Origin of the sequence: Seohaeicola saemankumensis, from assembly GCF_042678485.1 — a bacterium.
Lineage (GTDB): Bacteria > Pseudomonadota > Alphaproteobacteria > Rhodobacterales > Rhodobacteraceae > Seohaeicola > Seohaeicola saemankumensis.
The window spans coordinates 156252-168149 of record NZ_JBHTKR010000001.1 but is presented as its reverse complement, the minus strand read 5'-3'; the positions used below and the strand labels follow the sequence as shown (position 1 = coordinate 168149).

Below are 11898 nucleotides of genomic sequence, written 5' to 3'. Positions count from 1 at the left end.
ACTTACTTACCCTTCAGCATAGGCGTTTCGGCACCTTCTTGCTAGAGTCTTTTTCCGCACAAGCCCCAAATCGGCTGCACGGCCCCAGATATTGTGGCGCCACGGTGTGGTACCGCCACGGCAGGGCGCAGGATCATTCCTGCCCTTCAGCCCTCAAGAAAGGGCGCCGCGCGCATCGTGGCCGGGATCGGCGCGCCAAGGCGCGACAGGATCGTCGGCGCCAGTTGCAGCTGGTCCAGCACGGTATCGGGCGCAGGCCCCCGCGCCGGGCCGAAATAGTAAAGCGCCACATCCCGTTGCAAGTCGCTGTTGCCCCCATGATGGCCGCGTTCGTCCTGCCCGTGATCGGCGGTCACGATCACCTCATAGCCCATGGCCAGCCATTTCGGGATGAAGGGGGCCAGCATCTCGTCCATGACCGCGCAGGCGTGATCCATCTCCTGGCAGTCGTGGTAGAAGCGGTGCCCCATGCTGTCCAGCGTGCAGGTATGCAGGATGCCATAGTTCAGATCGTAGCGCCCGCACAGCATGCTGAGCGTGGCGAAAAGATCCACATCCGAGGGTGTCATCTGGTTGATCAGCCCATAGCCCGTCATCGTGTGAAAGCGGCCGTGGTTGATCGTGGCGCTGTCGGGCTCGTCATATTCGATATCGCGCACCAGATCGAAAGGCGCACGGTTGAAGAACTCGGACCAGAAGGAATGGGTCACCGCCCCCGTGACACCGCCACCGGCGCGCACCTGGGAAAACACGTCCGGATGTGACAGCCGGAACACGTTGCCATTGCCGGTGCAGCCATGATCCTGCGGGGTCACGCCCGTATGGATCGAGGCATAGCAACTGGCCGAAATCGAGGGCAGCACCGACCGCATGACCCAGGTCTGCGCCTGCCCGGCTTCGACCCAACCTTCAAGATTGCCGAAAAGCCGGCGCCAGTTCCGCAGCGGCACGCCATCGAGAATGATCAAAAGCAGCTTGTTGTTCATGGGATTTTCTCTTGCAGGCCGCGCGGCGGCGGCGGGTGTTGAGGCCTCCGGCGGGGATATTTCGGGCAAGAAGAACGCAACACCCCGTTTCTTCTTGCCGCAAATATCCCCGCCGGAGGCGGAATTCTAATGTCCCGCGCTTTCCATCTTGCGATGCGCGATGACCTTCTCAAGCCAGCCCAGTTCCATTTCCGGCACCGAAGACAGCAGAAGATCCGTGTAATCGTCGAAAGGTGGCGCCAGGACCTGGCTTTTCGGGCCATAGCGGACGACGCGGCCGCGATACATCACGGCGATGCTGTCGGCGATGGCGCGCACGGTGGCCAGGTCATGGGTAATGAAAAGATAGGCCACGTCTTTGGATTTCTGCAGCTCCAGCAGCAGCTTGAGGATACCATCCGCCACCAGCGGATCCAGCGCCGATGTCACCTCGTCGCAGATGATCAGCCGCGGGTTGGCGGCCAGCGCGCGGGCGATGCAGACACGCTGCTTCTGGCCGCCCGACAGCTCCGCCGGGTAGCGGTCGATGAACCCCTTGCCCATCTCGATCGCATCCAGCAGTTCCGCCACGCGGGCCTGTTTTTCAGCACCTTTCAGGCCGAAATAGAACTCCAGCGGGCGCCCGATGATGGTGCCGACCGTCTGGCGCGGGTTCATCGCCACATCCGCCATCTGGTAGATCATCTGCACCTCGCGCAGATCCTCGCGCGACCGGCCCGCAAGCGCGGCCGAAAGCGGGCGGTCGGCGAAGGTGATCTGCCCTTCGGACGGCGGCAGCAGCCCGGTGATGACGCGCGCCAGCGTCGATTTTCCCGATCCGCTTTCGCCCACCACGGCCAGGGTCTGGCCGCGATGCACCTCGACATTCACATCGTGCAGCACATCGAAATCCGTGCCCCGATAGCGCGCCGTCACATGCTCCACCCGCAGCACCGGATCGTCCGACGGCTGCTTTTCCTCGTGCTCGATCGAACGGACCGATACCAGCGCGCGGGTATAATCCTCGCGCGGGGCGGTGATGATCTGCTCTGTCGTGCCGTATTCGACCATATGCCCGCCCTTGAGCACCATGATATCGTCGCTGACCTGCGCCACCACGGCCAGGTCATGGGTGATGTAGAGCGCGGCGACCCCGGTTTCGCGGATCGCATCCTTGATCGCGGCCAGCACGTCGATCTGCGTGGTCACATCCAGCGCTGTGGTCGGCTCGTCGAAGATCACAAGGTCCGGCTGCGGGCAAAGCGCCAGCGCCGTCATCGCGCGCTGCAACTGCCCGCCCGAGACCTGGTGCGGGTAGCGATTGCCGAAGGTCTCGGGATCGGGCAGGCCCAGCGTTGCGAACAGCCTGACGGCGCGTGCCTCGGCCTCGGACCGGCCGGCGCGGCCATGTTCCAGCGTCGCCTCGATCACCTGTTCCATGATGCGCTTGGCCGGGTTGAAGGCGGCGGCGGCGGATTGCGCCACATATGTCACCTCGGCCCCGCGCAGGGCCCGCAGGCCCCGCACGCCCAGTTGCAGGATATCGCGGCCGTTCACCTGGACCTGGCCACCGGTGATCCGCACACCGCCGCGCCCGTAGGCCATGGCCGACAGACCGATGGTGGACTTGCCCGCGCCGCTTTCACCGATCAGGCCCAGCACGCGCCCCTTGTCCAGCGCGAAGGATACGCCGTCAACGATGGTGATGTCCTGGGGCGGTTCACCGGGTGGATAGGCTGTCGCCTCGATCCTGAGATCCGTGACCTTGAGCAATGGATCAGCCACCACGCCCCCCTTTCAGACTTGTCGTCCGGTTGAGAACCCAATCCGCCACAAGGTTGACCGAAATCGCCAGCGTGGCGATGGCAAAGGCAGGCACGAGGGCCGCGGGGATGCCATAGACGATGCCTTCCTTGTTCTCCTTCACGATCCCGCCCCAGTCGGCATTGGGCGGCTGCACCCCCAACCCCAGGAACGAGAGCGTCGAGACAAAAAGCACCATGAAGATGAACCGCAGGCCCATTTCGGCCACCAGCGGCGACAGGGCATTGGGCAGGATCTCGCGGAAGATGATCCAGGCACGCCCCTCGCCGCGCAGGCGCGCGGCCTCGACATAGTCCATCACGTTGATATCCACGGCCACGGCGCGGGCCAGGCGGTAAACGCGGGTCGAATCCAGCAAGCCCATGACCATGATCAGCACGGGGATCGTGACGGGCATGACCGACAGAACCACCAGCGCGAAAATCAGCGAGGGGATCGCCATCATCAGATCGACGAAGCGCGACAGCGCCTGATCGATCCAGCCGCCGATCACGGCGGCCAGGAACCCCAGCACGGCCCCCGTCGTGAAGGACAGCAGCGTTGCCATCGTCGCGATGAAGATCGTGGTGCGGCCACCATAGATCATGCGCGTCAGCAGGTCGCGCCCGATGCTGTCGGTCCCCAGCAGATGCGTGCGCGACATCGGCTCCCACACGTCGCCCACGGCTTCGGCCATGCCATAGGGCGCGATGAACGGGGCAAAAAGCGCCACGAAGAAATAGGCGCCGGTGAAGATCAGCCCGATCAGGGCGGAAAACGGGATCCGGGTCATTTCGGATGCCTCAGTCTGGGGTTGGACAGGATCGCCACGATATCGGCCACCATGTTGAGGCCGATATAGACCGCCGCAAAGACAAGCCCGCAGGCCTGCACGACCGGCACATCCCGCTTGGACACGTGATCGACCAGGTATTGCCCCATGCCGGGATAGACGAACACCACCTCGACCACGACGACGCCCACGACAAGATAGGCCAGGTTCAGCATCACCACGTTGACGATGGGGGCGATGGCATTGGGAAAGGCATGGCGGAAGATCACGTTGAAGCCCGACAGGCCCTTGAGTTCGGCGGTCTCGATATAGGCCGATTGCATCACGTTCAGGATCGCGGCGCGTGTCATCCGCATCATATGCGCCAGCACCACCAGCACCAGAACGGCAACCGGCAAGGCAATCGCGCTGAGCTTGTCACCCAGGCTCATGCTGTCGTTGATCATCGACACCGATGAGAAAAGGCCCAGCTTCACGGCCACGAAATAGACCAGCAGGTAACCGATCAGGAATTCGGGGATCGAGATCGAGGCCAGCGTGACGCCCGAAATCAGCTTGTCCGGCCAGCGATTGCGGTAACGCACGGCCAGCAGGCCAAGGAATATGGCAAGCGGCACCGCGACGATCGCGGCGCAGAAGGCCAGGAACAGCGTGTTTTCAAGCCTGCGACCCAGCGAGGACGCGATGTCCTGACCATTGGTCAGCGCCGTGCCCAGATCGCCCTGCATCGCGCCGAAGAGCCAGGCAAAATACCGCGTCACGGGCGGATCGTTCAACCCCAGCTCGGCGCGCAGGTTGGCCAGCGCCTCGGGTGTGGCGGACTGGCCAAGGATGGATTGCGCCACATCGCCCGGCAGGATCATCGTGCCCGCGAAGATCAGCACCGAGGCCGCGAAAAGCAGCAGGAGGCCCAGCGCAATGCGCTGGGACACCAGTATCAGGATCGGGTGCATTCAGCAGGCCCCGCTCAGGCCGACAACCAGACCCGGTGCGAGGCGATGCCCGACATCAGCTCGCCGGTGGGGTCGGACACCCAGCCCTGCACCTTGTCGCTGACGCCTTCGACGAAGTCGTTGAACATCGGGCAGATCAGGCCACCCTCGTCGCGGACCATCATGCCCATCTCGCTGTAAAGCGCCTTGCGCTTGGCAAGGTCCAGCTCGCCGCGCGCCTGAAGCAGCTTGGCGTCGAAATCCTCGCGCTTGAAGCGGGTGTCGTTCCAGTCCGCGCTCGACATATAGGCCGTCGAATACATCTGGTCCTGCACCGGACGCCCGCCCCAGTAGGAGGCGCAGAAGGGCTGCACGTTCCACACTTCGGACCAGTAGCCATCGCCCGGCTCGCGCTTCAGCTCCAGCGGAATGCCGGCCGCATTGGCCGTCTGCTGGAACAGCTGCGCCGCCTCGACCGCGCCGGGGAAGGCCACGTCGGACACGCGCAGCACGATCGGGCTGCCGTCATGGCCGGACTTGGCGTAATGCTCGGCCGCCTTTTCGGGATCGTATTCACGCTGCGGGATGGACTCGTCGAACAGCGGGTAGGCCCCGTTGATCGGCATGTCATTGCCCACCGACCCGTAGCCGCGCAGCACCTTGTCCACGATATCCTTGCGGTCGATCGCGTATTTCAGCGCCAGGCGCAGGTCATTGTTGGCGAAGGGCTCGGTATCGCAATGCATGATGAAGACGTAATGGCCGGGGCCACCCACGTTCTTGACCGACAGGCCCGGCGCACGGTCCAGCAGGGCCGCGACCTTGGGATCGACCCGGTTTACGATATGCACCTGGCCGGATTGCAGCGCGCCCATCCGCGCGGTGGTGTCGTTGATCACAAGGATCTCGACCTCATCCACATGGCCGCGGCTGCTGTCCCAGTAGTTGGGGTTCTTCTTGAACAGGTGACGCACGCCCGGCTCGTCCGCCTCAAGCATGTAGGGGCCGGTGCCGATGCCAGCGGCCGGATTGTCGAAACCGCCGTCAGGCTGGATCATCAGGTGATAATCCGACATCAGATAGGGAAGGTCGGCGTTCGGCGTATCCAGACCCACGATGAACATGTCGCCTTCGACCTTCATCGAGGTGATGCCGCGCATGATGCCCAGCGCGCCCGATTTGCTGTCCTCGTTCGAGTGACGTTCCATCGTGCGCATCACGTCTTCTGCGGTCAGCGGCTTGCCATTGTGGAATTCGACGCCCGAACGGATCTTGAACATCCAGGTCTTCGCATCGGCCGAGGCTTCCACCGATTCCGCAAGGCGCATGTCGAGGGCGCCATTCTCGTCAACGTTCACCAGCGATTCACCGAACTGGTTGAGGTTGTGATAGGGGACCTGGCTGGCCGCGACCGCCGGATCAAGCGAGTTGGTGCTTTCGCCGCCAACGGACCCGATGCGCAGCGTGCCGCCCTTGACCGGGCCTGCCGCATGCACGGCCTCTGCGTAGAATGTCCCGGCCATGGCCGCGCTGACACCCAATGCGCCCATGCGGCCCATGAACTCGCGCCGCGACATGCGGCCAAGACCCGCGCGCAGCTTGAGGTAATCAATATGGTTCTTGTCGATCTTCCCGGTCATTTCCATCTCCCTGTTGGCATCCGGTCGCTTGACGCGATCCTTTTTGACCTTGCTATTCCCGCAGCAGACTTGCGTCTGCGACGGACCCCTTCATTCGACCATGTCGCCCTGCGACGCGTCCGGCCTGCTCCGGGTTGTTGACTCACGAGTCAACTTTGCCCATCGCGCCCCAGTGTTCAACCAAAAAAGCGTCTGACTGCGACATATGCATGACAGAGGCGACATCCACGGCGACAAAGGGACAGAAATCCGCAATCCGATATGCCCAGTCTAACCACTTATGCATGATCCCTGTCGATAGTTTCATGCAGATCACGTGCATGGATCAGCCGGACCTGTGCACCCTCGCCTTCCCAGGCCTCGATCCGCGCGCTCAGATGGAATTGCCGCGCATCCGACCACATCTCGGCATGGGTTTCGGTGCGGGTCACCATACCGTCTCGCGCGGTCTCCATCGTCCAGTGGGTGCGGCCGCGTGCCGACAGCGGGTCATCGGGATGGATGTCCCACCATTCCCGTGCAATCCCGCCGGACACAAGGCCATGGCCCAGATCGCGCCGCTTGCCGAAATCGTCCAGTATCCGCAGGCTGACCACCCCGGTCGTCAGATCGGTCGAGGTTTCACGTTCATGATGTTCGGCGCGCAGGACCTCGACCGCAAGCGGTGCGGCCGCCTCGGGGGGTGGAAAATCCCAGCCTTCCCCATCGGGATCGGGATGAACCGGCAGGTCCAGATGCCCCGCGGTCAGCGTCAGCGCCGCCGCCTCGGGTGCGGGCCAGATCATGGGCCAGTAGCTGGACGATACCGCCAGCCGCAGCCTGTGGCCGGCCGGCACGCGATAGGCGATGTGATCCAGATCCAGCGTCACGCTGACAGGCTGGCCCGCCACAAGCGGCGCGGGATCGGCATGGCTGTCGCGATGCGAAAGGTTCAGCACGCCCCATGTGATCCGGGTCGAGGCGCCATCGGGGTGCACATGACACAGCCTGACCGCGATTTGCGCCTGCGGCCGGTCGGCGGACAGCGTCAGGGTCACGCGCGGCGCCCCGGTGACGGCCGTATCTTGAACCAGGGGCGCGGTATCGAAACAGGCTGAGAACGCATCATCGGCACGCTGGTCGCCGGGCTGTTCCGGCCCCAGCCAGATCGCGCAGAATTCGCCGCCCGCCATGCCACAGTGTTGCGGGCTTGCGATCAGGCTTTGCAGGGGTGTGGGTGCATCGCCCAATGCCCCCTGCCCCAGATGCAGCCGCCACAGCGGCGCGGGCGCCCCATCGCCCGCCAGCCAGCGACCGGGCCGATCGGCATACCAGGTGGCCGGGCGCACCCCGTCCATCAGGTACTGGCGATAGGCGGGATCATCCTCGGCCCCGTTGGCGATGCCCTTGAGCCAGCGATCCCACCAGCGCTGCGCCTCTTGCAGAAAACCGATCCGGGGTTCTGGCACGGCGAAATGCGGGTATTTGTGCACCCAGGGGCCAACGATCCCCTTGACCGGGGCGCCGAGATTGCCAACCAGCGCCGGCACCGCGTTCTTGTAGCTGTCGCCCCAGCCCCCCACGGCCAGCGTGGCCGCCGTGATGGCGGCAAAATCCTCGCAGACCGACCCGTGACGCCAATAGGCATCGCGCCGCTGATGGCGCAGCCAGAGCGCGGGCAGGAACGGCTCGGCCTCCAGCCGTCGCAGCCACAGATCACGCCAGTCTGGCCGCAGCGCAGGATCGGGCGGGCGCGAGGAATAGGCCCACATCGTGGCGCCCCAGCCCAGATTCTCGTTCAGCAGGCAGCCGCCCTTGTAGTGGATGTCATCGGCATACCGGTCCACGGTGGAACAAAGCGTGACGATCGCCTTCAGAGGCGCGGGCTGCAGGGCCGCCACCTGCAAGGCGTTGAAACCGCCCCAGCTGATCCCCATCATGCCCACCGAACCGGAACACCAGGGCTGCGCCGCCAGCCAGTGGATCACCTCGACGGCGTCTGACAGCTCTTGCGGCGAATATTCATCCTCCATCAGCCCGTCGCTGTCGCCACTGCCGCGCATGTCCACGCGGGTGCAGGCATAGCCGCGCGCCGCCATCCAGGGGTGGGTCAGCGCATCGCGCGCAGCCGTGCCGTCGCGCTTGCGATAGGGCAGGAATTCCAGAACCGCAGGCACCGGCATGGCCGCGGCATCCTGGGGCATCCAGACACGGGCAGACAGGGCGCAGCCATCGGCCAACGTGATCCGCATGTCGGGGGTTTCGATGATCGGGCGCAGCGCGTGTTCCATCCGCGCAGCGTCATCGCGAGAGGGGCTGCCTGTCAAGCCATCACGCATCGCGCGGCACGGCGAAGGTGACGGCCAGGGTGGATGGATATTTGGGGCAAGAAGAAACCGGCGGCGCGCGGTTTTCGCAAAGCTGCGCGGCAGGGCCGGACGCAATGCGCCGCTTGCACGGCAAGCCGTTTTGAAAAATAGTCATCCGGCACGAGGAGGCACCGCCATGAGCCAGACATTTCGACATCCCGACATCCTCGAAATCGCGCGAACCGAGGGCAAGGTCACGGTCGAAGGGCTGGCCGAACGCTTTGGCGTGACGGTGCAGACGATCCGGCGTGACCTGACCGAACTGGCCGAAGCGGGCAAGCTGGAACGGGTCCATGGCGGGGCCATCCTGCCATCCGGTGTCACCAATATCGGCTATGACGAACGCCGCCGCCTGAATGCCGAGGCCAAGGCCGCCATCGCGCGGGCCTGCGCGCAGGACATCCCCGAAGGTGCATCGGTCTTTCTGAACATCGGCACCACGACCGAAGCGGTGGCGCGCGAACTGCTGCATCACAGGAACCTGATGGTCGTGACGAACAACATGAACGTGGCCAATATCCTGGTCGCCAACCCCGAGGCCGAGATCATCCTGGCCGGCGGCGTACTGCGCCGTGCCGATGGCGGGCTTGTCGGGCCGCTGACCGCCAGCGTGATCGAACAGTTCAAGGTCGATCTGGCCGTGATCGGCTGTTCGGCCATGGATATCGAAGGGGATCTGCTGGATTTCGACGTGCAGGAGGTCAGCGTCAGCCAGTCGATCATCCGCCAGGCGCGGCGCACCTGCCTTGTGGTCGACTATTCCAAGCTGCACCGGGCTGCCCCCGCGCGGATCGGGTCGCTGCGCCAGATCGACCGCGTCTATACCGATCAGCCTTTCCCACCGGATCTGGCACGGGCCTGCGCGGATTGGGGCACGGAAATCACCGTTTGCCGATCCCGCCAGACATAATATGCACAATAAACAGGCACACGCCCATGAATTGCGCGCCATATCAGGGCGCTTTTGCGATTTTCGTTTGGCGATCAGTCATTTGACAGGCCACCTTTGCAAAGCGCGTTCCCTCCTTTAACGTGGTCCCATGGATAAGCAGAGCCGTTTCTTTGACGAGATGTTCGACAGCGCCGGTGAGGCCCGGATGCCCTATTCGCGCTATCATGATTGGTTCAAGACCGAGGATATCCGCCACCTGCGGCGCAAGTCGGAAGAGGCCGAGGCCTTTTTCCGCCGCATCGGGATCACCTTCAATGTCTATGGGCAGCAGGAAGCCGACGAGCGGCTGATCCCCTTCGATGTCGTGCCGCGCATCATCTCGGCGCGCGAATGGGCGCGGCTGGAGGAAGGCATCGCGCAACGCGTGCGCGCCATCAACGCTTTCCTGCATGACATCTATCACCGCCAGGAAATCCTGCGGGCGGGTCGCGTGCCCGTCGACCTGATCGCCCGGAACGAGGCCTTTCTGCCGCAGATGATCGGGGTGAACCCGCCCGGCGGCGTCTATACCCATATCGTCGGTACCGACCTCGTGCGTACCGGCGAGAACGAATTCTACGTGCTGGAGGACAATGCCCGCACGCCATCCGGTGTCAGCTACATGCTGGAAAACCGCGAGACGATGCTGCAGATGTTCCCGGAACTTTTCACGCGGCTGAAGGTGCGGCCGGTGTCCAGCTATCCGCAGAACCTGCGCCGGTCCCTGTCCGATTGCGCGCCCCCCGCCTTTGACGGCGACAAGCCCGAGGTGGCGGTGCTGACACCGGGCATCCACAACTCGGCCTATTTCGAACACGCCTTCCTTGCCGACCAGATGGGCGCCGAACTGGTCGAAAGCCATGACCTGCGGATCGAGGGCGGTCGCGTCTGCATGCGGACCACCCGCGGCTACAAGCCGATCGATGTGCTTTATCGCCGGATCGACGATGATTATCTCGATCCGCTGAACTTCAATCCCAACTCTCTTCTGGGGGTGCCGGGGATCATGGATGTCTACCGGGCGGGCGGCATCACGCTGGCCAATGCGCCGGGCACGGGCATCGCCGATGACAAGGCGCTTTACAGCTACATGCCCGACATCGTGGAATTCTATACGGGCGAGAAATCGATCCTGCAGAACGTGCCGACATGGCGCTGCGCCGACGCCGATAGCCTGAAATACGTGCTGGACCACCTGTCGGAACTGGTGGTCAAGGAGGTGCACGGCTCGGGCGGTTACGGCATGCTGGTCGGCCCGGCCGCCAGCAAGCGCGAACTGGCGCGGTTTGAAAAGAAGCTGCGCGCCCGGCCCGGCAACTACATCGCCCAGCCGACGCTGGCGCTGTCGACCGTGCCGATCATGACCAAGCGCGGACTTGCCCCGCGCCACGTGGACCTGCGGCCCTTCGTGCTTGTCTCGCCCAACAAGGTGCAGATCACGCCGGGCGGGCTGACGCGCGTGGCCCTCAAGGAGGGTTCGCTGGTGGTCAATTCGTCCCAGGGGGGCGGGACCAAGGATACATGGGTTCTGGGGGACTGACGCAATGCTGGGAAAAACCGCAGGCGGGCTGTTCTGGATGTTCCGCTACCTTGAACGCGCCGAAAACATCGCCCGACTGGTCGAAGCGGGCTGGCGCATCGCGCTGACGCGCGCGGGCGATGCCGAGAACGAGTGGGAATCGGTCGTGACGACCGCCGGCATGCGCGCCTCCTACCGCGAGAAATTCGACGATTTCGAAGCGACACATGTGATCAACTACCTGCTGCGCGACCCGGACAACGCATCAAGCGTGATGTCGGCGATGAACGCGGCACGTTCCAACGCGAGGCTGGTCCGGACCGCGCTGTCCTCGGAGGTCTGGGAAGCGGTCAACGAATGCTGGATGTCGGTGAAGGCGGTGCTGGGCCGGCCGGTGACCGAACGCACGCTGGCCGAAGTGCTGTCCACGATCCGCACCCGCAGCGCCGTCGTGCGCGGGGCGCTGCACGGCACGATGCTGCGGAACGAGATCTACAACTTCTGCCGGATGGGCACGTTCCTGGAACGATCGGACAACACCGCGCGCATCCTGGATGTGAAATACTATGTGCTGCTGCCTTCGGCCTCTTTCGTGGGGTCCAGCATGGACAACGCGCAATGGGAAAACATCCTGCGCTCGGTCTCGGCAGAGCGATCCTTCAGCTGGCTGCATGGCGGCGAGACGACACCGCAGGGCATCGCGCAATTCCTGATCCTGGACCGCCGGGTGCCACGTTCAATGGCCTTTTGCTGTTCGAAAACCCGCGAGCAACTGGCCCATCTGGAGGGGGAATACGGCGTCAGGCAACCATCGCAGGACATGGCCGACCGGATGTGTCAGCGCTTCAATCAGCCCATCACCGCCATCTTCGATGAGGGCCTGCACGAATTCCTGGATGCGTCGATCCGCGACACCGCCGCGCTGGCCAACCAGATCGAGCGGGATTTCAGTTTTTACAGGTAGGAG

The 11898-nt window shown here is 63.9% G+C and carries 9 protein-coding genes; 3 read left to right on the top strand and 6 right to left on the bottom strand.

Annotated elements, in window-relative coordinates; genetic code table 11:
* Positions 1-146 precede the first annotated feature (146 nt).
* From ACFQ3C_RS00770 to ACFQ3C_RS00745, 6 genes are all read right to left on the bottom strand, one after another.
* Entirely contained in the window at positions 147-986 is an 840-nt protein-coding gene (locus ACFQ3C_RS00770; RefSeq protein WP_380788232.1) for an alkaline phosphatase family protein, read from the bottom strand.
* Positions 987-1112: 126 nt separating this feature from the next.
* Positions 1113-2750, bottom strand: coding sequence for an ABC transporter ATP-binding protein (locus tag ACFQ3C_RS00765; protein ID WP_380788230.1), 1638 nt, complete (start codon positions 2748-2750; stop codon positions 1113-1115).
* A complete protein-coding gene (locus ACFQ3C_RS00760) occupies positions 2743-3561 on the bottom strand; it encodes an ABC transporter permease (protein WP_380788228.1) in 819 nt (272 codons plus the stop codon). Before ACFQ3C_RS00760 ends, ACFQ3C_RS00765 begins: the two co-directional genes overlap by 8 nt.
* A complete protein-coding gene (locus tag ACFQ3C_RS00755) occupies positions 3558-4514 on the bottom strand; it encodes an ABC transporter permease (protein ID WP_380788226.1) in 957 nt (318 codons plus the stop codon). Before ACFQ3C_RS00755 ends, ACFQ3C_RS00760 begins: the two co-directional genes overlap by 4 nt.
* 14 nt (positions 4515-4528) lie before the next feature.
* Positions 4529-6133, bottom strand: a complete 1605-nt coding sequence (locus ACFQ3C_RS00750) for an ABC transporter substrate-binding protein (protein ID WP_380788224.1) — start codon at positions 6131-6133, stop codon at positions 4529-4531.
* A 278-nt stretch (positions 6134-6411) separates the two neighbouring features.
* Complete coding sequence (locus ACFQ3C_RS00745) at positions 6412-8403, bottom strand: CocE/NonD family hydrolase (protein WP_380788222.1); 1992 nt, start codon at positions 8401-8403, stop codon at positions 6412-6414.
* Positions 8404-8617: 214 nt separating this feature from the next.
* Between ACFQ3C_RS00745 and ACFQ3C_RS00740 the strand changes: the two genes are divergently transcribed.
* The 3 genes from ACFQ3C_RS00740 (at position 8618) to ACFQ3C_RS00730 (ending at position 11895) form a co-directional block, all read left to right on the top strand.
* Complete coding sequence (locus tag ACFQ3C_RS00740) at positions 8618-9391, top strand: DeoR/GlpR family DNA-binding transcription regulator (protein ID WP_380788220.1); 774 nt, start codon at positions 8618-8620, stop codon at positions 9389-9391.
* 130 nt (positions 9392-9521) lie between these two features.
* Positions 9522-10952, top strand: a complete 1431-nt coding sequence (locus ACFQ3C_RS00735; protein ID WP_380788218.1) for a circularly permuted type 2 ATP-grasp protein — start codon at positions 9522-9524, stop codon at positions 10950-10952.
* 4 nt (positions 10953-10956) lie between these two features.
* A complete protein-coding gene (locus tag ACFQ3C_RS00730; RefSeq protein WP_380788216.1) occupies positions 10957-11895 on the top strand; it encodes an alpha-E domain-containing protein in 939 nt (312 codons plus the stop codon).
* Positions 11896-11898: the final 3 nt, after the last annotated feature.

Bases quoted from the DNA above. Each gene is read 5' to 3' on its own strand.
- ACFQ3C_RS00730 (WP_380788216.1), top strand. From the start codon at position 10,957: ATGCTGGGAAAAACCGCAGGCGGGCTGTTCTGGATGTTCCGCTACCTT.
- ACFQ3C_RS00770 (WP_380788232.1), bottom strand. From the start codon at position 986: ATGAACAACAAGCTGCTTTTGATCATTCTCGATGGCGTGCCGCTGCGG.
- ACFQ3C_RS00755 (WP_380788226.1), bottom strand. From the start codon at position 4,514: ATGCACCCGATCCTGATACTGGTGTCCCAGCGCATTGCGCTGGGCCTC.
- ACFQ3C_RS00745 (WP_380788222.1), bottom strand. From the start codon at position 8,403: ATGGAACACGCGCTGCGCCCGATCATCGAAACCCCCGACATGCGGATC.
- ACFQ3C_RS00750 (WP_380788224.1), bottom strand. From the start codon at position 6,133: ATGACCGGGAAGATCGACAAGAACCATATTGATTACCTCAAGCTGCGC.
- ACFQ3C_RS00735 (WP_380788218.1), top strand. From the start codon at position 9,522: ATGGATAAGCAGAGCCGTTTCTTTGACGAGATGTTCGACAGCGCCGGT.
- ACFQ3C_RS00740 (WP_380788220.1), top strand. From the start codon at position 8,618: ATGAGCCAGACATTTCGACATCCCGACATCCTCGAAATCGCGCGAACC.
- ACFQ3C_RS00760 (WP_380788228.1), bottom strand. From the start codon at position 3,561: ATGACCCGGATCCCGTTTTCCGCCCTGATCGGGCTGATCTTCACCGGC.